This window comes from Stenotrophomonas sp. OVS01A (assembly GCF_019969775.1).
GTDB lineage: Bacteria > Pseudomonadota > Gammaproteobacteria > Xanthomonadales > Xanthomonadaceae > Stenotrophomonas > Stenotrophomonas indicatrix.
Genome location: NZ_JAHXYV010000002.1, coordinates 737,513 through 758,487 on the forward strand (window position 1 = coordinate 737,513; position 20,975 = coordinate 758,487).

The 20,975-nt window shown below is 66.7% G+C and carries 22 protein-coding genes; 9 read left to right on the forward strand and 13 right to left on the reverse strand.

Features of this window, described 5'->3' with window-relative positions; translation table 11 throughout:
* Positions 1-180 precede the first annotated feature (180 nt).
* Together LC407_RS12160 and LC407_RS12165 are read left to right on the forward strand one after the other, a co-directional pair.
* Positions 181-954 (forward strand): NAD kinase, encoded by a 774-nt coding sequence (locus LC407_RS12160; protein WP_025876850.1) that lies wholly within the window; start codon positions 181-183, stop codon positions 952-954.
* Positions 955-1,000: 46 nt separating this feature from the next.
* Positions 1,001-1,945: a 5'-nucleotidase gene (locus tag LC407_RS12165; RefSeq protein ID WP_025876852.1), complete on the forward strand. Its 945-nt coding sequence runs from the start codon at positions 1,001-1,003 to the stop codon at positions 1,943-1,945.
* 74 nt (positions 1,946-2,019) lie between these two features.
* Here LC407_RS12165 and LC407_RS12170 read toward each other — a convergent pair whose 3' ends face one another.
* The 12 genes from LC407_RS12170 to asnS all read right to left on the reverse strand — a co-directional run bounded on the left by LC407_RS12170 (position 2,020) and on the right by asnS (position 12,502).
* Positions 2,020-2,571, reverse strand: coding sequence for a DUF2939 domain-containing protein (locus tag LC407_RS12170; protein WP_223482878.1), 552 nt, complete (start codon positions 2,569-2,571; stop codon positions 2,020-2,022).
* A 42-nt stretch (positions 2,572-2,613) separates the two neighbouring features.
* Positions 2,614-3,594, reverse strand: coding sequence for an aldo/keto reductase (locus LC407_RS12175; RefSeq protein ID WP_025876856.1), 981 nt, complete (start codon positions 3,592-3,594; stop codon positions 2,614-2,616).
* Entirely contained in the window at positions 3,594-4,280 is a 687-nt protein-coding gene (locus LC407_RS12180; protein ID WP_223482879.1) for a DUF2461 domain-containing protein, read from the reverse strand. Before LC407_RS12180 ends, LC407_RS12175 begins: the two co-directional genes overlap by 1 nt.
* Positions 4,277-5,716: an exodeoxyribonuclease I gene (sbcB, locus tag LC407_RS12185; RefSeq protein ID WP_223482880.1), complete on the reverse strand. Its 1,440-nt coding sequence runs from the start codon at positions 5,714-5,716 to the stop codon at positions 4,277-4,279. The genes LC407_RS12180 and sbcB overlap by 4 nt, the downstream gene beginning before the upstream one ends.
* Positions 5,716-7,083: an NAD(P)/FAD-dependent oxidoreductase gene (locus tag LC407_RS12190; RefSeq protein ID WP_105164349.1), complete on the reverse strand. Its 1,368-nt coding sequence runs from the start codon at positions 7,081-7,083 to the stop codon at positions 5,716-5,718. Before LC407_RS12190 ends, sbcB begins: the two co-directional genes overlap by 1 nt.
* Before the next feature lie 29 nt (positions 7,084-7,112).
* Positions 7,113-8,387 (reverse strand): kynureninase, encoded by a 1,275-nt coding sequence (kynU, locus tag LC407_RS12195; protein WP_093819065.1) that lies wholly within the window; start codon positions 8,385-8,387, stop codon positions 7,113-7,115.
* Between the two features lie 141 nt (positions 8,388-8,528).
* Entirely contained in the window at positions 8,529-9,047 is a 519-nt protein-coding gene (locus LC407_RS12200; protein ID WP_033831501.1) for a 3-hydroxyanthranilate 3,4-dioxygenase, read from the reverse strand.
* Positions 9,048-9,068: 21 nt separating this feature from the next.
* The gene (can, locus tag LC407_RS12205) at positions 9,069-9,731 is read right to left on the reverse strand and encodes a carbonate dehydratase (RefSeq protein WP_006376530.1); all 663 of its coding nucleotides are present in this window, start codon (positions 9,729-9,731) and stop codon (positions 9,069-9,071) included.
* Between the two features lie 73 nt (positions 9,732-9,804).
* Positions 9,805-10,443 carry an FMN-binding negative transcriptional regulator gene (locus LC407_RS12210; protein WP_223482881.1) on the reverse strand — a complete coding sequence of 213 codons (639 nt, stop codon included), beginning with the start codon at positions 10,441-10,443 and terminating at the stop codon, positions 9,805-9,807.
* 9 nt (positions 10,444-10,452) lie between these two features.
* Complete coding sequence (locus tag LC407_RS12215; protein ID WP_025876872.1) at positions 10,453-10,767, reverse strand: hypothetical protein; 315 nt, start codon at positions 10,765-10,767, stop codon at positions 10,453-10,455.
* 7 nt (positions 10,768-10,774) lie between these two features.
* Positions 10,775-11,074 carry a hypothetical protein gene (locus tag LC407_RS12220; RefSeq protein ID WP_006376524.1) on the reverse strand — a complete coding sequence of 100 codons (300 nt, stop codon included), beginning with the start codon at positions 11,072-11,074 and terminating at the stop codon, positions 10,775-10,777.
* 33 nt (positions 11,075-11,107) lie between these two features.
* Complete coding sequence (gene asnS / locus LC407_RS12225) at positions 11,108-12,502, reverse strand: asparagine--tRNA ligase (protein WP_012511556.1); 1,395 nt, start codon at positions 12,500-12,502, stop codon at positions 11,108-11,110.
* A gap of 130 nt (positions 12,503-12,632) precedes the next feature.
* Here asnS and LC407_RS12230 point away from each other — a divergent pair, with 130 nt between their 5' ends.
* From LC407_RS12230 to zipA, 7 genes are all read left to right on the forward strand, one after another.
* The gene (locus LC407_RS12230) at positions 12,633-12,971 is read left to right on the forward strand and encodes an iron-sulfur cluster assembly accessory protein (RefSeq protein WP_088101683.1); all 339 of its coding nucleotides are present in this window, start codon (positions 12,633-12,635) and stop codon (positions 12,969-12,971) included.
* Between the two features lie 93 nt (positions 12,972-13,064).
* Positions 13,065-13,607, forward strand: coding sequence for a CbrC family protein (locus LC407_RS12235; protein ID WP_154880831.1), 543 nt, complete (start codon positions 13,065-13,067; stop codon positions 13,605-13,607).
* A 201-nt stretch (positions 13,608-13,808) separates the two neighbouring features.
* Positions 13,809-14,246: a 30S ribosomal protein S6 gene (gene rpsF, locus LC407_RS12240; RefSeq protein ID WP_025876882.1), complete on the forward strand. Its 438-nt coding sequence runs from the start codon at positions 13,809-13,811 to the stop codon at positions 14,244-14,246.
* 11 nt (positions 14,247-14,257) lie between these two features.
* A complete protein-coding gene (gene rpsR, locus LC407_RS12245) occupies positions 14,258-14,488 on the forward strand; it encodes a 30S ribosomal protein S18 (RefSeq protein ID WP_002804494.1) in 231 nt (76 codons plus the stop codon).
* Positions 14,489-14,593: 105 nt separating this feature from the next.
* Positions 14,594-15,046, forward strand: coding sequence for a 50S ribosomal protein L9 (gene rplI, locus LC407_RS12250; protein WP_025876905.1), 453 nt, complete (start codon positions 14,594-14,596; stop codon positions 15,044-15,046).
* Between the two features lie 400 nt (positions 15,047-15,446).
* Entirely contained in the window at positions 15,447-18,950 is a 3,504-nt protein-coding gene (gene smc / locus LC407_RS12255) for a chromosome segregation protein SMC (protein WP_025876909.1), read from the forward strand.
* A gap of 46 nt (positions 18,951-18,996) precedes the next feature.
* Entirely contained in the window at positions 18,997-19,734 is a 738-nt protein-coding gene (gene zipA / locus LC407_RS12260) for a cell division protein ZipA (RefSeq protein WP_025876911.1), read from the forward strand.
* 73 nt (positions 19,735-19,807) lie between these two features.
* Here the strand turns inward: zipA and LC407_RS12265 are convergent, their stop codons facing one another.
* Positions 19,808-20,932 (reverse strand): pyridoxal phosphate-dependent aminotransferase, encoded by a 1,125-nt coding sequence (locus LC407_RS12265; protein WP_223482882.1) that lies wholly within the window; start codon positions 20,930-20,932, stop codon positions 19,808-19,810.
* Between the last annotated feature and the right edge of the window lie 43 nt (positions 20,933-20,975).

The following is a 20,975-nucleotide window of genomic DNA, read 5'->3' on the forward strand; positions in this document are numbered from 1 at the left end:
CGCCTGGCATGCGTGAACCGGAACGGCCCCGCGAAAGCGGGGCCGTTTTTTCTTGCGGACGACCGCCGGGCATGGCCCGGCGCTACCGATGTACGGCGGAGCAGGTAGCGCCAGGCCATGCCCGGCGAGCGCAGCGGCGCTCGGTTATGCTCTCCACCGAGCCTTCCCCCGGATCCACCGATGAGCGACACCCCCCGCATCGCTTTCCTGGCCAGTACCACCGAACCTGCACAGATGGCCCGTGCGGCGATGGTCTCGCGCTACGGCGACCACGCCCCGGATCAGGCCGACGTGCTGTGCCCGCTCGGCGGCGATGGCTTCATGCTGCAGACCCTGCATCGTCACGGACACCTGGGCAGGCCGGTATTCGGGATGAAGCTGGGCACGGTGGGTTTCCTGATGAACCAGTACCGCGGCGACGACGACGTGCATGCGCGTATCGCCCGTGCCGAGCCGGCCCACCTGCGCCCGCTGGAAATGATGGCGCTGACCGAATCGGGTACCACCACCGGGTCGCTGGCCTACAACGACGTCTCGCTGCTGCGCCAGACCCGGCAGGCGGCGCATATCGGCATCGACCTCAATGGCCAGGAGCGGGTGGGCGAACTGATCGGCGATGGCGTGCTGGTGGCCACCCCGGCCGGAAGCACCGCCTACAACTATTCCGCACATGGGCCGGTGCTGCCGTTGGGCTCGCACACCATCGCCCTGACGCCGCTGGCCCCGTATCGCCCGCGGCGCTGGCGCGGCGCCATCCTCAAGGCCGACACCGAAGTGCGCTTCCGCGTGCTCGATCCCTACAAGCGTCCGGTCAGCGTCACCGCCGATTCGCACGAGACCCGCGATGTGGTCGAAGTGACGATCCGTGAGTCGCGCGAGCACCGGGTGACCCTGCTGTTCGACCCGGAGCACAACCTCGAAGACCGGATCCTGAGCGAACAGTTCGTTTTTTGACGACAATAGGCGGCCGGCACTGCCGACCGCTTGAAGGACCCCACCGATGGGCGACAACTCCCCCCGTTTGCTGACCGTCGCGGTGACCTCGCGTGCGCTGTTCGACCTGGAAGAAAGCCATGCGCTGTTCGAGAGCGATGGCGTGGCCGCCTATGCCGAGTACCAGCGCCAGCACGAGGACGACGTCCTCGGGCCGGGCGTGGCCTTCCCGGTGGTGCGCAAGCTGCTGGCACTGAACCAGGGCGCCAGTCCCGAGAACCCGCGCGTGGAAGTGATCCTGCTGTCACGCAACTCGGCCGATACCGGCCTGCGCATCTTCAATTCCATCCAGCACTACGGGCTGGGCATCATCCGCGCGACCTTCACCGCCGGAGAGCCGACCTGGCCGTACGTGAAGCCGTTCGGCACCGACCTGTTCCTGTCGGCCAATCCGGAATCGGTGCGCAGCGCGCTTCGCCATGGCATCGCCGCGGCGACCATCCTGCCCAAGCCGCCGGGTGAGACCGCTGCCGCTGCCGCCGACCAGATCGACATCACCCGCCCGGCCGGGCAGCTGCGCATCGCCTTCGACGGTGATGCGGTGATCTTCGGGGACGAGAGCGAGCGCATTTCGCGCGAGCAGGGCGTGGAAGCCTTTGGCCGGCACGAACGCGAGCGTGCACGCGAGCCACTCAGTGGCGGTCCATTCCGCGGTTTCCTCTCTGCGCTGCACACGCTGCAGGAAGTATTCCCGGCCGGCGACAGCGCGCCCATCCGCACGGCGCTGGTGACCGCACGTTCTGCACCGGCGCATGAGCGGGTGATCCGCACCCTGCGCGAATGGGGCGTGCGCCTGGACGAGGCGCTGTTCCTGGGCGGTCGACACAAGGGACCGTTCCTGCAGGCGTTCGGTGCCGACATCTTCTTTGACGATTCGCAGCACAACATCGACAGTGCGCGTGAACACGTAGCCGCCGGCCACGTGCCGCATGGTGTCGCCAACGAAGGGTGAGGTGGCAGCGCCGGCCATGCCCGGCGAGCGCAGCGGCGCCCATGGAAACGCCGGGCATGGCCCGGCGCTACCGGTTACGGGCTGCCTGACATCCCCAGCTGCAGGTCCACCACCTTCCAGCGCAGGCCCTGCGGTTCCAGCACTACCTTCAACGGTTGCTGGCCGGGCCCGCGATCGACGTCGACCACGAAGCGGTCCAGGGCTTCGAAGTGGTGTTCGGCGTTCTTCAGCGGTCGCGCCGGCTCGGTTGCACCCAAGGCCTCGCCGCCCTGCAGTTCGTTGCGGCCGCGCTTCCACAGGACGTGGCCCTGCAACATCGCGCCGATGCCGGTGGGCGTGACCATCGTGTCCACCGCGGCGCCACCCAACTGATCACCCAGCCCGTACAGCAGGGCACCGAAGGGACTGGCAGCCACCTCGGGGCCGGCCTGGCGCACCAGGTAGTCATTGAGCTGGGCGCGCAGGCTGGTACGCACGCGTGGGAAATCCACGTAGCGCTCCAGACGGGCGGTGTCCCGTTGTTCGATGGCCTTGGACAGGCCATGCACGGTCAGGTAGGGGCCGCCGAACCACCAGGCCGCCAAGGCCATGACCAGCAGGATTGCGAGTGCAGTAAGTTTCTTCATGAGGCCCAGACTGCCGCAACCGCCGCAGTAAGGGGTGAAGGCTCAATGACTGGGCGAGCCGCGGCCATCTCCGAATGCGTCGATCAGCAGCTGGCGCTCTGCCACGGTCAACGCGTCCAGTCGCGTCGCCAGTACTTCGTCCAGGCTCTGGGTGCGGGTGGTGCCGAGAATGCCGCTGGCCACGCCAGGGTGGCCCAGTGCATAGGCGAAGGCGGTCTGGGCGGGACGCTGGCTGTGGATGGCGGCGACAGCCCTGCGCATCTGGCGTGCGCTGCGCATCAATTGCCGGCTGCTCGGCTTGAGCCAGGCGCGGGCCAGGTACCAGGCGTCGGCCAGGCGCGGCAGCCGTGGTCGCGCGGGCAGCAGATGGCCCTGTGCCAGTACCGTGCCAGCCAGCACACCGATGCCGGCTGCCTGCAGCTGGTCGATCAGGGGCTCGCGGTCCTGCTGGAGGGCGTTGTAGTCCAGTAGAACCACGTCGAAGAGCGTCGGATTGGCGATCATCCAGCGCAATGTCGATGCGGAATGTGTATTGATGCCGGTGTGTCGGATCAGGCCGCGTTGCCGCAAGCGCTGCAGGGCGGCCAGCAGGTCATCGTTGATGTCGTGCTCGCTGGCGCCGTGCAACTGGTAGATATCGAGGTAGTCCAGGCCGAGATTGCGCAGCGAGGCTTCGCAACTGGTGGTGATCGCTGCGGCCGAGAAGTTGCGCTGCTCGGCGCCGCTGATGCCGGCCTGGCCGGTCAGCGTGCCGCCCTTGCTGGAGATGACCAGTGAATGCCGCGGGTAGCGCGCGAGCAGGGGACGCAGGATCCGGCCCAGACGTGGTTCGGCGTGGAAGCCCGAGTAGTTATGGCCCGTATCGAGCAGGTTCACGCCATGCGCCAGGGCGTGCTCGACCACCTCGGCCGCCGCTGCCTCGGGGAAACGGTGGTGTCCCCAGAAACCGGAACAGCCCAGACCGATCGGCGAAACGGCCAGGTTCGTGCGGCCCAGCGTGCGGCGTTGTCGCGCCAGTGCCATCAGAACTCCAGATCCAGCGCGGCACACAGGTAGTCCACGAACGGGCCCAGCGCCGCCAGGTCCTTGCCGAGCGTGGACAGCAGGCGCGGGCCGGTCATCGTGGCATCGTCCAGCGAACGCCACATCACCCAGTTGCGGTGCTTGAGGTCATCGATGAACTCGAAGTCGGCCGGGAAGCCGCGCGGTGGGCGCACCAGCTTCTCGGTTTCCTCGAAGTCGAAACGCCTGCGCAGCGCCGGTGCGTGCGCAGCCGCCTTCCAGCTGCCGGGGTTGTCGAGGATGAAGTGGCGGACGCGGCGCTGGGTTTCCGGTTCGGGATGCCACAGCCCGGCACCGACGAAGCTCTCGCCCGGCTGCAGATGCACGTAGAACGAGGGCGCGGCCACTTCACGGCGGCGCTCATGGAACAGGCGCGCACCCTGCCAGGTCTTGTAGGGCGATTTATCGTTGGAGAAACGCGCGTCGCGGTGGATGCGGAACAACGAGCCGCCCACGCCACGCGTGTCTGCGCGGAAGTGTCCGCTGACCTCGGCCAGGGCCGGCTGCAGGTCGCCCAGCAGGCGCAGGAACGGCTGCCGCACGTGGTCTTCGTACTGCTGGCGATGGTCGTTGAACCAGGTCTTGTCGTTGTGCAGCGCCAGGCTGAGCAGGAACTTGAAACTGGCATCGGAAAAATAGGTGCTCACAGGTCCTCCTGCAGGTGCTGGCCCCAGTCACGCAGCGATTGCAGCAGCGCGGCGCGGCGGGCATCGTCGGGCGCCTCGGCTGCCAGCGCGTCGAGCTGCTGCTGGAACTGGGCCAGGTTGAGTTCGCCCATGCCTTCCTCGCCGAACAGGCGCTGGCGGCGATAGGCTTTCCAGCGCTCGCGTTCTTCCGGTGCGAGGCTGTCGGGATGATTGCGGGCGCGATAGCGGAACAGCAGTTCCGGCAGGCGCGGATCGCGGAAGCGACCTTCCAGTGCGGCCAGCTGCTCGGCGGGCGTGGTCCGTGCCAGTGCCAGCAGCGGCTTGTCGCCGGCGCCGAGGAAGCCGTCGTACAGCGATGCATCCACATCGGAAACGCTCGCCGCGCGCGGCTGGTTGTAGACCTGGCGCGCCTTCTCGGCCAACTGCGGCGCGAACGCGCGCAGGCGTTCGGCCTTGGCTTCGATCGCCGCCACGTCCAGCCCGAGTCGTGCGTGGTCATCAGCGCGCAGGTGGTTCCAGGCCACCAGCGCCGGCACCTTGTTCAGGTGCACTTCCTTCAACGGCACCCGGGCCACGCCTTCGGGCAGTTCGCTGGCGCGCAGGTACAGGCGCTGGGCGATCACTTCGGCGGGCAGTTCCAGCAGGTCATCGATGTCGCCGTCGAGATCGAACACGATCACCCGGTTGTTGATGGTCGGATGTACCGCCAGCGGCAACACCGGTGCCGCGCACAGGCGGCTGGCCGGGTAGCGCATCGAGATATGCAGCACCGGCTTCAATGCAGTGATGTCGAGCAGGCTGCCGACGAAACGCTTGTCGCGCAGCTTCAGCGCGTAGTCCCACAGGCGCGGCTGCGACTGCTTGAACAGGCGCGCCATGCCGATCGTCGCGCGCACGTCCGACAGCGCTTCGTGGGCATCGCCCTCGCGCACGCCGTTGGCCTCGGCCAGATGCTCCAGCTTGAACGAGGTGGCGCCGTCCTCGCGCTTGGGCCAGTGGATGCCGTCCGGGCGGATGGCATGCATCAGCCGCAGCATGTCCAGCAGGTCCCAGCGCGAGTTGCCGTTGCGCCACTCGCGTTCGTACGGGTCGTGGAAGTTGCGGAACAGGCCGTAGCGGATGAACTCGTCGTCGAAGCGCAGGGTGTTGTAGCCCAGTGCGCAGGTACCGGGACGCGAGAGCTGCTCGTTGATGCGATCGAACGCGTCGGCTTCGCTGATGCCTTCAGCCAGCGCCTGCTGCGGAGTGATGCCGGTGACCATCGTCGCCATCGGCGAGGGCAGCAGATCATCGGCTGGGCGAACGAAGAAGCTGACCGGCGTATCGATCTCATTGAGGTCGCTGTCGGTACGGATTGCCGCGTACTGGGAGATACGGGTACGACGTGGATCCTGGCCGAAGGTTTCCAGGTCGTAGAACAGGAAGCTGTCGGCCATCAGTGCGCGCCCTCCAGCACCGGCAGCTGCGCATGGATCTGCGCCTGCAGTGCGTTCCAGTCGATGTTGTCCAGGGTGTCGTGGCCTGCGGTGGCGGCGATCAGCATCGCGCGCTGGAGGTCGGTGCGGCGCAGTGCCTCGGCATAGGGCGTGTGCAGGAACGTCACCATCGTGTAGTGCGGGACGAAACGCGTGGGCCAGCGCCGCTGCAGTTCCTGTTCCAGCTCACGCTGCAGCAGGAAGGCCGGATCGGCCACCCTGTCACGCATCTCCAGATAGTTTTCCAGCGCCATCTGCTGGATCGCACGCGCGTTCGGCTTGCGCTCGGCCTCGAATGCGGCGAACGCACTTTGCAGGTCATCCGCCTCCATCAGATGGCGGGCCAGCGCCACGCAGTCCTCGAACGCGCAGTTCATGCCCTGGCCGTGGAACGGCACCATCGCATGCGCGGCGTCACCGATCAGCACGGCACGTGCCTGCTGGTGCCAGCGTTGCAGGGTGAGGGTGCCGAGCAGGCCGGGCGGATGCTGCTCCCAGTCTGCACGCAGGTTGGGAATCAGCGGCAGGGTATCGGCGAACTCACGCGCGAACAGCGCTTCGGCCTGGGCGCCGGTGGTGACCGTGGCGAAGCTCGGATCGCCATCGTTGGGCAGGAACAGGGTGACGGTGAACGTGCCCTCGTGGTTGGGCAGGGCGATGCACATGTAGTGGCCACGCGGCCAGATATGCAGGGCATTGCGCTCGATGCGGAAGCCGCCATCGTCGCTCGGCGGAATCTCCAGTTCCTTGTAGGAATGGTCGAGGAAGGCAATGTCCTCGCCCAGCGGTTCGCGCCGGTTCATCGCCGCACGCAGCGCCGAGCCGGCGCCGTCGGCACCCACCAGCGTATCGAAGCGGATATCGTGCGGGCTGTCGTCACGATCATCGATGAAGCGTGCGTAGCCGGCATCGAAATCGACGGTGTGCAGGCGGCGGTGGAAATGCACGGTGGCGCCGGCCTGCTCGGCCAGTTCCAGCAGCGTGGTATTCAGGTCGCTGCGATGGATCGACCAGATCACTTCGCTGTCGTCGCGACCATAACGCTGCAGCTGCGGCTCGCCCTCGCGCGGATGCACCATGCGCCCGCGCATCATCACCGCACGCGCCATCACTTCGTCTTCCACGCCGGCCTGGCGCAACGCGTTGCGCCCGCGCTCGGCCAGGGCCAGGTTGATCGAACGGCCGCTTTCGTAATCGGCGATGCGCGGATCGCCACGGCGTTCGTACAGGGTGATGCGCCAGCCCTGCCGTGACAGCAGGATGGCCAGCAGGGATCCGGCCAGGCCGGCGCCGACAATGCTCAGCGAGCGGGATGCATGTGCGATCAACGAACTGTCCAGCAGTAGGGGAGGGCGGCTTACAGGCCAGCCCAGGCTTCCACTTCCTCGACGAAGTGGTGCACGTCGAGGTAGCGGTTGTAGAGCGGGGTGGGCGAGATGCGGATCACGTCCGGTTCGCGCCAGTCACCCAGCACGCCGATGGCGCGCAGGTGTTCGAACAGGGCGCGTCCACGCTCGCGGCCGCCGATCACCCGCAGCGACAGCTGGCAGCCGCGGCGCTCCGGCTCGGCCGGGGTGACGATCTCCAGCACCTGCGGCAGGCGCGCGCGTACCAGTGCGTCGAGCATGCCGGTCAGTGCCAGCGACTTGCTGCGCAGCGATTCCATGCCAGCGCGTTCGAACAGGTCCAGCGATGCCCGCAGTGGCGCCAGGCCGAGGATCGGCGGGTTACTCAGCTGCCAGCCCTCGGCACCGACCGCCGGCGTGAACTGCGGTGCCATCTGGAAGCGGGTGGCTTCGTCGTGGCCCCACCAGCCGGCAAAGCGCGGCAGCGTGGTGTCGCGATGATGGCGCTCGTGCACGAAGGCACCGGCTACTGCGCCGGGACCGCTGTTGAGGTACTTGTAGTGGCACCACACGGCAAAATCCGGGGCGACGTCATGCAGGCGCAGCGGCAGGTTGCCGACCGAGTGCGCCAGGTCGAAGCCGATGCGCGCGCCCTGCAGACGCGCTGCGCGGGTGATCGCATCGAGGTCGAAGGCCTGGCCGCTGCGGTATTGCACGCCGGGCCACAGCACCAGCGCCAGGCGCGGACCGTGCGCGGCGATCGCGCGTTCGATGGCGGCCATCGAGATCGTGCCGTTGGCTTCATCCGGTTGCACTTCCACCAGGCAGTCGGCCGGGTCGAAGCCATGGAAGCGGATCTGTGCTTCCACCGCATGGCGGTCGGTCGGGAACGCGCCGGCTTCCATCAGGATCACCGGGCGTTCGGCCGTGGGCCGGTAGAAGCTGACCATCATCAGGTGCAGGTTCACGCTCAGCGTGTTCATTGCCACCACTTCGCTGGGCAGCGCACCGACCACGCGGGCCAGCTGTGCGCTGACCAGGCGGTGGTATGACAGCCATTGGGTCGGCCCGGTGAAGTGGCCTTCCACCGCCAGTTCGCCCCACTGCTTCATCACTTCCTGCACTGCAGCCTGTGCGCCGCGCGGCTGCAGGCCCAACGAGTTGCCGACGAAGTAGGTCTGCTCACCGCCACCGTGGCGCGGAATCAGGAATTCCTGCCGCAACGGCCGCAGCGGATCGGCGGCATCAAGGGCAATGGCGTGTGTGCGGCTGAGCAGGTCGGACATGGTCGGGCAACAGGCTGCAACGGGGTTGCCAGTGTAGCGCCTGGGGCATGCATGATGCCTCGCGGTACGCTCGCCGGGCATGGCCCGGCGCTACCCGGAGGTCGCGTGCTTGGGTAGCGCCGGGCCATGCCCGGCGAACGTTCAATCCACTGGCGCCGGCAACGGATCCACGTGGCCGCACGCGCTGCAGGTGCGCAGTTCCAGGCTGGCCTGGTAGTGCGCGAACACCTTCGGCAGGTCGGTCTCGATGTTCTGCAGCGTGAAGTACTCTTCGTACAGCTTGTGGTTGCAGCGCTCGCAATGCCAGATCACGCCATCGCGTTCATGCGGCAGGCGCTTGCGCTCGACCACCAGGCCGATGCCACCGGGCGGGCGCCGCGGTGAGTGCGGCACCTTGCCCGGCAGCAGGAAGATTTCGCCGGCACGGATCGGGATATCGCGCACCGCGCCATCCTCCTGCACCTTCAGCACCATCTCGCCTTCCAGCTGGTAGAACCACTCCGGGCCTTCGTCGTAGTGGAAATCGGTGCGGCTGTTCGGCCCGCCGACCACCATCACGATGAAATCGCCGTTGTCGATCATCTTGTTGCCGACCGGCGGCTTCAACAGATGCCGGTTTTCCTCGATCCAGCCCAGCAGGTTGATGGGGGAGGCAAGCATGGGGGTATCCGTAAGGGAGGGTCAGTCGCGCCGGCCGCGGCGCGGAACGTAGGACAGGGCCTTCTCGTAGGCCGGCTGCAGTTCTTCCGGTGCGCCCACGTCGATGCCCATTTCGCGCACGCGGCCGTCCTTCAGGCTGTACACCCAGCCGTGCACCATCAGCTTCTGGCCGCGGGCCCAAGCGTCCTGCACGATCGTCGAGCGGCAGGCGTTGACCACCTGCTCGATCACGTTCAGTTCGCACAGGCGGGCATGCTTCAGCTCCGGCTCCTCGATCGCATCCATGATCGCGGCGTGCTTCTGTGCCACGTCACCGACATGGCGCAGCCAGTTGTCGGCCAGGCCCACCCGCGTGTTGTTCAGGCTGGCGTGCACGCCGCCGCAGCCGTAATGGCCAACGATCAGGATGTGCTTCACCTTCAGCTGGTCCACGGCGTACTGGATCACGCTGAGGCAGTTCAGGTCGGTATGCACCACCACATTGGCCACGTTGCGATGCACGAACACCTCACCCGGGGCCATGCCGATGATCTGGTTGGCCGGCACGCGCGAATCGGAACAGCCGATCCACAGGTATTCCGGATGCTGCTGCTTGGCCAGCTGATGGAAGAAGTCAGGATCTTCCTTCTCGATCCGGTCAGCCCATTCGCGGTTGTTCTGCAGCAGCTTGTGGATGTCTTTCATGTTCGGGGTCCCTGACGTCGGGTGGGGGCAAGGCGCGGCCGTTCTGGTCGCGTCGTCGCGGGAAACAGAGCGCTCAGCTGCCTGCGGCGGCTTCGTCGCGATACCGGCGCATCCACTGCGCCAGTTCGGTGGAATGGGGATTGTCCAGGCGTTCCAGTTCGGCCATCACCGCCTGCTGGTTGGCCTCGGGGTGGTTCTGGCTCAGCTTCAGCGTCAGCTGCACCTGTTCGACGGTAAAACGGAAGCCGACGATGCCGCGCAGCTGGCGGCGGTGGTCGTCACGCTCGGGTTCGAACCGCCAGTCCTGGCCGACGCTGGCTTCGAAGTGGTCGCCGGTATCGCTGACCAGCTGGGCCAGGGCATCGGTATCGTCGAAGGGCTGCAACTGGCCGCGCAGCTCGGCGGCGGCGTAGTTCCAGGTGGGCACCCGTGCCATCGGTTCCTTGTCCGGGTACCAGCTGGCCGATACATAGCCATGCGGCCCGTCCACCAGCACCTTGGCCGCACCGCTGTGGCATGCCTGCGGGTTGGCACGGGCCCAGTGGCCGCGCAGCTCGATGTGGTCGCCGTTGCGCTGGTACAGCACCGGCAGCCGGGTCAGTTCCGGCAGGCCATCGCCACCGGCGGTCAGCACGGTGACGAACGGATCACGCGCCAGCAGGCGATCCAGCCACAGCAGGTCGGTCTCGGCGAAAGCGCGCGGGGTGAACATCGGTTGGCCTCAGGCGCGGCTGCCAAGCGACTGCACCATGCGCCCGCGCAGGCCTTCGTCGCTGCCTGCCTGCGGTGGCTGCACTTCATGCAGCGAGAAGCCGCGCACCAGCGCATCTTCTTCATCCAGGCCGTCGTACTCGACGAACTCGGCATCGAACAGCTGCGAGCGTGCAGTGTCTTCGCTGTCGTAGCTCAGCGTATTGCCATCGCTGTCCAGCACTTCGGCAGTGCCGGCCTCGCGGATGCGCAGGCGTGCCCAGATCAGGGTGTTGCCGAGGCTGGCCAGCCACCAGCTGTCGCGGACGTGGGAAAGGTCGTTCATGTGTGTCTTACCAGAGCGAGGCCAGCCAGAGCAGGGCAGCCATGCCCAGTCCGGCCAGCAGGGTCAGCAGCGATACCCAGGCGGGCGTCGCCAGCCCGGACAGCGAGCGGTCCGGCTGGGTGCGGTATTCGCGCCGCAGCAGCCAGCCCAGCGCATCGGGCTTGAGGAAGGCGCCACTGCCGAAGCGCTGCGCCAGCGCCGGATGGCGATCGCGCACATGCACCAGGGTCAGCGGCCAGAAAATCACGAAGGCACTGAACCCGGCCACTGCAACGCCGACGAAACACAGGGCGAAGAACAGGGTCATGGGGGCAGTACCTCCGTGGTCGTGCGTGTGGGCTTAGAAGTCCGCGCTGCCCGGGGCGCGCGGGTAGGGGATCGCATCGCGGATGTTGGACAGACCGCAGACGTACACCACCAGGCGCTCGAAGCCCAGGCCGAAGCCAGCGTGCGGTACCGAGCCGTAGCGGCGGAAATCGCGGTACCAGCTGTAGTGCTCGCGATCCAGGCCGAACTGCGCCATGCGTGCATCCAGCACGTCCAGGCGCTCTTCGCGCTGGCTGCCACCGATGATCTCGCCGATGCCCGGGGCCAGCACGTCCATTGCCGCGACGGTCTTGCCGTCATCGTTCAGGCGCATGTAGAAGGCCTTGATGTGCTCGGGGTAGTTGGTCACCACCACCGGGCGACCGACGTGTTCCTCGGTCAGCCAGCGCTCGTGCTCGGTCTGCAGGTCCAGGCCCCATTCGACCGGGAAGTCGAACTTCTTTCCGGACTTCTGCAGCAGGCTGACCGCATCGGTGTAATCGATGCGTTCGAACGGCGCGTTGATGAAGTCTTCCAGCTTGGTGATCGCGTTCTTGTCCACGCGCTCGGCGATGAAGGCCAGGTCGTCGCCGCGCTCGTTGAGCACCGCGCGGAACAGGTACTTCAGGAATTCCTCGGCCAGGCGTGCGTCTTCGGCCAGGTCGGCGAAGGCGATTTCCGGCTCGATCATCCAGAACTCCGCCAGGTGGCGGGTGGTGTGGCTGTTCTCGGCGCGGAAGGTCGGGCCGAAGGTGTACACCTTGCTCAGCGCCAGGCAGTAGGCCTCGACGTTCAGCTGGCCGGACACGGTCAGGAAGGTTTCCTTGCCGAAGAAGTCGCGGCTGAAGTCGATCCCGCCCTGGGCGTCACGCGGCAGGTTCACCATGTCCAGGGTGGATACGCGGAACATCTGGCCGGCGCCTTCGGCGTCGGAGGTGGTGATGATCGGGGTGCTGATCCAGTTGAAGCCGTTCTCGTGGAAGAAGCGGTGCACAGCCTGGGCCAGGCAGTTGCGGATGCGGGTGACCGCGCCGAACAGGTTGGTGCGCGGGCGCAGGTGCGCCACTTCACGCAGGAACTCCGGCGTCATCGGCTTGGGCTGGATCGGGTAGGTGAGCGGGTCTTCGACCCAGCCGACCACCTCGACCGCGCTGGCCTGGATCTCGAACGACTGGCCCTTGCCCTGCGACTTCACCAGCGTGCCGGTGGCCACCAGCGAGCAGCCGGTGGTCAGGCGCTTGATCTCGTCGAAGTTGGCCAGCGCGTCGCCGGCCACGACCTGGATCGGGGCGAAGCAGGAGCCGTCGGTCACATTCACGAAAGCCAGATTTGCTGAACCGCGCACCGTGCGCACCCAACCGCGTACCGTGACTTCGCCACCTTCCGGGATCTTCCCGGCAAGCGCATGTTCAACGCTGACCACCGTCATGACTTGAATCCTCTGCTGATCGACTCGATCTATGAACACGGGAGTTTACCGGTTGCAGCGTTCTGCTTGCGAGGCATTTCTGCGGTCATCGGCTCCCTATAATGTCCCGGTACCTCTGGAGTGATCCACCATGGCTGTCAGCCTGACCCCTATTGCCTTCGAGCGCGTGCAGCGCTTCGTCGCCCAGACCCCCGGCGCGCTGGGCCTGCGTTTTGGCGTGACCAAGACCGGCTGCTCGGGCTGGGGCCACATCACCGACCTGGCCCGCGAGGAGCGCGTGGACGACACCGTGTTCGACCAGGACGGGGTAAAGATCTATGTCGATGCCAAGAGCCTGGCCCTGGTGGACGGCACCGTGATCGACTTCGGCAAGCACGGCCTGAGCGAGACCTTCACGTTCAGCAACCCGAATGCCACCGCCGAGTGCGGCTGCGGCGAGAGCTTCACCACCGACGCCGACAAGGCCTGACGGCCGGTTCTGGCGTCCGCCGGACGTGGTCCGGCGCTATCGGAACCTGCTCTGGTAGATGCCGACCTTGGTCGGCAGGGAAGGGATCCACGGATGGAACGACCGCTTTTCATTTATCACCCCAACGCCTACGCCCTCTCCTTCGAAGAGGTCGACGGGATCTGTGACTGCTGCGGTCAGTCGCGGACGCTTCGTTACCGGGGGCCGTTCTACACACCTCTGCGTCCCGATTACCTGTGCCCCTGGTGTATCGCCGATGGCAGGGCAGCGGCCAGTTACGAGGGTGAATTCACCGGCTGGAGCGATATCGAGGGGGTGTCGCCGGACCCGGCCGATCCGCCACCGACCATTCCCCGCGGGCAGTTGCTGGAGATCTGCGAGCGCACCCCGGGTTACTCGTCCTGGCAGCAATCGGTCTGGCTGAGCCATTGTGAACGGCCCTGCGCCTTCCTCGGCTTTGCCGGCAGCGAGGACCTCCTGCCCATCCTCGACCAGGTCCGGCCGGACGTGGCCGAGGTCAACCCGCGCGACGCCGACTGGTTGCTGGAACACCTGAGCCGGGACGGGGAGATGGTTGGCTGCCTGTTCCAGTGCCTGCAATGCGGCCAGCACCGCCTGCATGTGGACCTGGGGTAGCCCGGGGCGGTTTCCGCGTTCGCCGGGCATGGCCCGGCGCTACCAGGTTCAGGTCGCTCTGCGGCTCGCCGGTTGCCCGGCAGCCCCATCTGCGCCATAATGCGCGGCTTCCTGCCTCCCTGGCAGGATCCCTTGCCCCACCGCGGTATCAACGGCGGGGGGCTGTCCGGCCGCAAGGCCACATCCGAAAGGTAGAAAAACATGAGTCGTCATTACGAAATCGTGTTCATGGTCCACCCGGACCAGAGCGAGCAGGTCCCGGCCATGATCGAGCGCTACAAGTCGCTGGTCGAGAACGGCAACGGCACCATCCACCGTCTGGAAGACTGGGGCCGCCGCCAGCTGGCGTACCCGATCCAGAACCTGGTGAAGGCGCACTACGTGCTGCTGAACATCGAAGTCGACCAGGCCGTGCTGACCGAGCTGACCGAAAGCTTCCGCTTCAACGACGCCGTCCTGCGCAACCTGGTCATCAAGCGTGACGAGGCTGACACCGAGCAGTCGCTGATCATGAAGAGCAAGGACGAGAAGGGCGACAAGCCCGAGCGTGGTGAGCGTCGTCGTCGTGATGACGAAGAAGGCGAAACCACCCCCGCCGCTGACAACGATGCCGGCGACGACGCCGCTTCGGCCGCCTAAGGAGCACTGACATGTCCAAGTTCTTCCGTCGCCGCAAGTTCTGCAAGTTCACGGCCGAAGGTGTCAAGGAGATCGACTACAAGGATCTCAACACCCTGCGCCAGTACCTGACCGAGAACGGCAAGATCGTGCCGAGCCGCGTCACCGGTACCAAGTCGAAGTACCAGCGTCAGCTGGCGACCGCCGTCAAGCGCGCTCGCTTCCTGGCCCTGATTCCGTACACCGACAACCACGACGTCTGATGCCGGCGGGGCAGCTTCGCGCTGCCCCCGCTGTGCCAGCTATTCGGACAGCCTTTGTTGCGGGGCCCGCGCCTCGCTAACGAATAACTTATCTGGAGCAATACCATGCAGCTGATCCTCCTGCAGAAAGTCACCAACCTCGGCAACCTGGGCGACCTGGTCGACGTGAAGCCGGGCTACGGCCGTAACTTCCTCGTGCCGCAGGGCAAGGCCGTTCCGGCCACCGAGAGCAACAAGGCCGAGTTCGAAGCCAAGCGCGCTGATTACGAAGCCAAGGCCCAGTCCATCCACGCTGAAGCCGAAGCCCGCAAGGCCAAGCTGGAAGGCGCGAGCGTGACCGTCGCCGCCAACGCTTCGACCGAAGGCAAGCTGTACGGCTCGGTCGGCGCGCGCGAAATCGCCGATGCCTTCACCGCTGCCGGTCTGGCGCTGAGCAAGAGCGAAGTCATCCTGGGCGAAGGCGCCTTCCGCAACATTGGCGAGTACGAAGTCCTGGTGCACCTGCACGCGGACGTCGAGACCACCGTCAAGGTCGTGGTTGAAGCCGAAAAGGCCTGATCCCACGCCGCAAGGCCTGGTATCACCAGAACGGGCGCCCGCAAGGGTGCCCGTTTTGTTTTGGGGCGGCCCGTCCGGCCGGGCCGGTGCTTGGCCTGCTGCGCCCGTGCCGACAGATCCTGGATGAATCCATGAAGATCAATGCGTTGGCCTCATTTTCCGGACCCGGGTCGGTTTACGGGGCGGCCCCCGGCAGAGCCGGGAAGCACGAGCGGGCGTGAGCGCTGAGCCTCCTCCCACGGTCATCCCGCCCGTGGAACATTGGCCCCGCTATACTCATTCCATTGCGTCACCCTTGTCCTTGTTGAATTCTTTTGAAATCAAGGGCTTGAGGTGCTGGCTGACCTGACATCCACTATGGTGGCGGCCGTAAGGCCCTTGCCCGGAACCCAATCACGCCATGCGTCTTTCCACGATCAAGCTGTCCGGCTTCAAGTCCTTCGTCGATCCGACCACCCTGCACCTGCCGACCAACATGACCGGCGTGGTGGGCCCCAATGGCTGCGGCAAGTCGAACATCATCGACGCGGTGCGTTGGGTCATGGGCGAAAGTTCGGCCAGCCGCCTGCGTGGTGACTCGCTCACCGACGTGATCTTCTCCGGTTCCAATGCCCGCAAGCCGGTCTCGCAGGCCACCGTCGAGCTGATCTTCGACAACTCCGACCACACGATCTCCGGCGAGTACGCCTCGTTCAACGAGATCTCGGTCAAGCGTACCGTCAGCCGTGACGGCAGCAGCAACTATTACCTCAACGGCACCAAGTGCCGCCGTCGCGACATCACCGACCTGTTCCTCGGCACCGGCCTGGGCCCGCGCAGCTACTCGATCATCGAGCAGGGCATGATCAGCCAGATCATCGAAGCGCGCCCGGAAGACCTGCGCGTGTACCTGGAAGAGGCCGCCGGCATCTCCAAGTACAAGGAGCGCCGCAAGGAAACCGAGACCCGCATCCGCCACACCCGCGAGAACCTGGACCGCCTTGGCGACCTGCGCGAGGAAATCACCAAGCAGCTCGAGCACCTCAAGCGGCAGGCCAAGCAGGCCGAGCAGTACCAGGCGTTGCAGGAAGAGCGGCGGGTCAAGGATGCGGAGTGGAAGGCGCTGGAATACCGTGGCCTGGATGGTCGCCTGTCCAAGCTGCGCGAAGGGCTGTCGCAGGAAGAAACCAAGCTGCAGCAGCTGATTGCCGACCAGCGCGACGCTGAGGCGCGGATCGAGACTTCCCGCGTGCGCCGCGAGGAGGCTGCCGACGCGCTCAATGCCGCGCAGGCCGAGGTCTACCAGGTGGGCAGCACGCTGGCCCGCCTCGAACAGCAGATCCAGCACCAGCGCGAACTGTCGCAGCGCCTGCACAAGGCGCGCGATGAAACCCGCCAGGCACTGGCCGAACTGGGCCAGCACATCAGCGGCGACGAGGCCAAGCTGATGGTGCTGCGCGAAGCGGTCGATGCGGCCACCCCGCAGCTGGAAGCGCTGCAGGAAGAAAACGAGATCAAGCAGGAAGGCCTGCGTGAGGCTGAAGCGCGATTGTCCGATTGGCAGCAGCGTTGGGAGCAGCACACCTCGCAGAGCTCGGAAGCCTCGCGCGCCGGCGAGGTCGAGCGCACCCGCGTGGACTACCTGGACAAGCAGATCCTTGATGCCGATCGCCGCCGCGAAGCGCTGGCGGCCGAACGTGCCGGGCTGGACGTGGATGCACTGGATGAAGTCTTCGAGCAGCTGCACCTGCAGCACGATACGCAGAAGACCGCGCTGGATGAGCTGACCGAGCAGGTCGAGGAGCGCAAGCACGGTGTCGCCGCCGTGCAGGAGCAGCAGCGCAACGGGCAGAACGAGCTGGCCGAGCTGCGCAAGCAGGTCAATGGCCTGCGCGGGCGCCTGTCTTCGCTGGAAACCCTGCAGCAGGCTGCACTCGGCCAGGAGCAGGGCGCGGCGGTGGCGTGGCTGAAGTCGCGTGGGCTGGATTCGGCCGCGCGCGTAGGTGAGCGCCTGGATGTTGATGCGGGTTGGGAAAACGCAGTGGAAAGCGCGCTCGGTCAATTGATCGAAGGCGTGCTGGTCGACGACCCGGCCAGCCTGGTCGATGCGTTGGGTGAGCTGGGCGAAGGCCGCATCGCGCTGGTTGCCAATGACGGTGCGGACCTGAAGGTCGCGCCGACCTCGCTGGCTGCACGTGTGCGTGGACCAGCGCCGATCCGGCGCCTGCTTGCGCGCCTGCACGGCGCGCGTGACCTTGCCGAAGCCAATGCACTGCAGGCCAGCCTGCCCGAGGGCGATTCCATCATCACCCAGGGCGGTGAACGCCTGGGCGAGGGCTGGGTGCGCGTGTCGCGCTCCGGCGCCGCCAAGCAGGGCGCGCTGCTGCGCGAACGCGAAATCAACGAACTGCGCGAGCAGATCGAGCAGCTGCAATCGCGCGAAGCCGAACTGGAAGAACAGCTGGCCGGTTTCCGCGAGCACCTGTTGGCCGCCGAACAGCAGCGCGAGGATGCGCAGCGTGCGCTGTACCTGGCGCACCGCGCGGTGTCCGAACTGGCCGGCCAGCTGCAGGGCCAGCAGGGCAAGGTGGAGGCGGCACGTACGCGCATCGACCGTATCGAAGGCGAGCTCAGCCAGTTGCTGGAGACCTTGGACATCAATCGCGAGCAGGCGCGTGAAGCGCGTGCGCGGTTGGAGAATGCGGTCAACAGCATGGGTGACCTGGAGTCGAACCGGCAGGGCCTGGAGGGCGAACGCCGTCAGTTGACCGAGGCGCGTGATCTGGCCCGCGACGCCGCCCGTGCGGTGCGCGAGCGCTCGCACGCGTTGGCCCTGACCCTGGAATCACAGCGCGCCCAGGTGGCGTCGTTGAGCCAGGCGCTGGAACGCATGAGTACGCAGCGTGGCCAGCTTGATGCACGCCTGGGCGAACTGCATTCGCAGCTGGACGAAGGCGATACCCCGGTCGAATCGCTGCAGGCCGAGCACCAGAACGCGCTGGAAGAGCGTGTCCGTGCCGATCGCGTGCTGACCGAAGCGCGCACGTTGCTGGATGGCATCGATGCCGAACTGCGCAACTACGAGCAGACCCGCCACCAGCGCGACGAGCAGGCGCTGTCCCAGCGCGAGCGCATCTCGCAGCGCAAGCTGGACCAGCAGGCGCTGGTACTCAGTGCCGAAACCCTGCAGGGCGCAGTGGAGAAGGCCGGTTTCGTGCTGCAGGATGTAATCAACGCGCTGCCCGAAGAGGCCCGCCTGGGCGACTGGGAGCAGGCGGTGCACCAGATCGACGGTCGCATGCGCCGGCTGGAGCCGGTCAACCTGGCCGCGATCCACGAGTATGGCGAAGCCTCGCAGCGCTCGGAGTATCTGGATGCGCAGCACGTGGACCTGACCACCGCGCTGGAGACCCTGGAAGATGCGATCCGCAAGATCGACCGCGAAACCCGGGGCCGCTTCAAGGACACCTTCGACCGTGTCAACGCCGGTGTGCAGGCGCTGTATCCGCGCCTGTTCGGTGGCGGCCACGCCTACCTGGAGCTGACCGGCGAAGACCTTCTCGATACCGGCGTGACCATCATGGCCCGTCCCCCGGGCAAGCGCGTGTCGAGCATCTCGCTGCTGTCCGGCGGCGAAAAGGCGATGACCGCCGTGGCGCTGGTGTTTGCGATCTTCCAGCTCAACCCGGCACCGTTCTGCCTGCTGGACGAGGTGGACGCGCCGCTGGATGAAGCCAACGTCGGCCGCCTGGCCAACATGGTCAAGGAAATGAGCGAGAAGGTGCAGTTCCTGTTCGTCAGCCACAACAAGGCCACGATGGAAGCGGCGCACCAGTTGTCGGGCGTGACGATGCGCGAGCCGGGAGTCAGCCGCCTGGTCAGCGTGGACCTGGAAGAAGCCGCGCGATTGGCGGGCGCGGCCTGACGTGCCATCCTAGTTACCTGAATGAACTAGCCGGAGAACCTAACGAATGTCCGACACGGCACTGTTGCGCATCGGCATCCTGGCCGCCGGCCTGCTGTTGGTCGCTGCGATCTTCCTGTTTGGCCGCCCGAAAAAGAAGCCCCAGGGCCGTCGCCTCGATAGCGCCGAACCGACCAGCGGCGAGCGTCGCGAGCCGGTGCTGGGCGAGGATGGCGTGCCTGTGGCCGGCGACCGCGTCGAGCCTGGCATGGGCGAGACGGTCGAGCAGGCCGAACTGGGGTTGCCCGATGTCGATGGCGCGGCCAGCGACCTGGGCAAGCGCGCGACGCAGGATTTCGACAAGATCGTTTCGCTGTTCGTGGCCGCCCGCGCCGGTGAGCAGCTGCGCGGCGAAGACATCGTCGTGGCAGCGGAGAAGACCGGCCTGGTGTTTGGCCACATGAATGTCTTCCACCGGCTGGTGGAGGGGCATCCCGAACGAGGCCCGATTTTCTCGATGGCCAGCATCATGAAGCCGGGCAGTTTCGACATGGGCAACATCCGCGCCATGGAAACCCCGGCCATCGCCTTCTTCCTGACCCTGCCGGCACCGCTGACCGCGCTGGACGCCTGGGAGAAGATGCTGCCGACCGTGCAGCGCATGGCTGAACTGCTCGATGGCGTGGTGCTGGATGACAGCCGCAACGCGCTCGGCCGCCAGCGCATCGCCCACATCCGTGATGAGCTGCGCGCCTATGACCGCCAGCACCAGGCGCCGCCGCTGACCAAGACCCCGCGCTGGTAAGCGCGGCAGGTCCTGGCGTGCCGACCAACGGTCGGCACCCACAACAGTAGATCCACGCCATGCGTGGATAGGGTCAGGCCGGTACGCCGGCTACCTTCGCGAACGCGCTGCGGAAGCGCGCCATCTCTTCCTCGGTGCCCACGGTCACGCGCACGCGCTGCGGCCAGATCGGCCAGCTGCGGCCGATCACCACGCCGTTGTCCGCCATCGCCTTGGCAAAGGCCGCGCCGTCGCGCTGCACATCCACCACGAAGCAGTTCGCTTCGGTCGGCAGGCAGTCGAAACCACGCTTGCCCAGCCAGGCGATGGTGGCCTGCCGGACCTTGGCGTTCTGCAGACGTCGCTGCGGGATCAACTGCGGGTCGCGCAGGCTGGCCAGTGCCGCTGCAAGGGCGGGCACCGGCAGCGGGTTCTCGCCCAGGCTCGCCAGCTCGCGCAGGCGCTCCGGATGCGCTGCAGCCACGCCAAGACGCAGGCCGGCCATGCCGTACAGCTTGGAGAAGGTGCGCAGCACGATCAGGTCATCGCGCTGGGCCACCTGTGCAATCAGGCTGGGCTGTTCGCTGTACTGCAGATAGGCCTCGTCCAGCAGCACCCGGGTACCTGCGGGCTTGTTGGCCAGCAGCCAGGCCAGCTCGTTGGCCGGGCTGATCGAGCCGGTGGGGTTGTTGGGATTGCACACGTACAGCAGGCCGGTCGGTCGCGCGTGCGCGGCGGCCGCCATCGCGCGCAGGTCGTGCGCTCCATCGCCGCGCAGCGGTACCTTCTGCACATGGGCGCCGCGCGCAGCTGCCATCTCGCCCAGCGTCTCGAAGGTCGGGTCGGCCACCACCAGGCCCGCCTGCGGGCCGGTCCACAGTGTCGCCGCACGGTTCAGCGGTTCGCTGGAGCCCGGATACAGGCGCACGTGGTCGGCGGGAATGCCGGCCTGGGCGATGAATGCGTCGCGCACCTCACCGGCCAGGGCGAAGCGGTAACGGCCGCAGCTGGCGATGCTGTCGCGCGCCGCCTGCTGGGCGGCCGGCGAGGGGCCATAGGGGCATTCGTTGAAGTTCAGTAGCACCGCGCCCGCATCGGCGGGTGGCGGCGCAATGGTCGCCGGCTGTGCCTGGGCCGACCGGGGCAGGCCGCTGCTGGCGAGGGCGAGACCGGCACCGGCCAGCTGCAGGAAGTGGCGACGGGAGGCAGGCAAGGTCACAGGGGGCGGTTCCGGAAGGGCGACCGACGCACGCTAGCGCTGG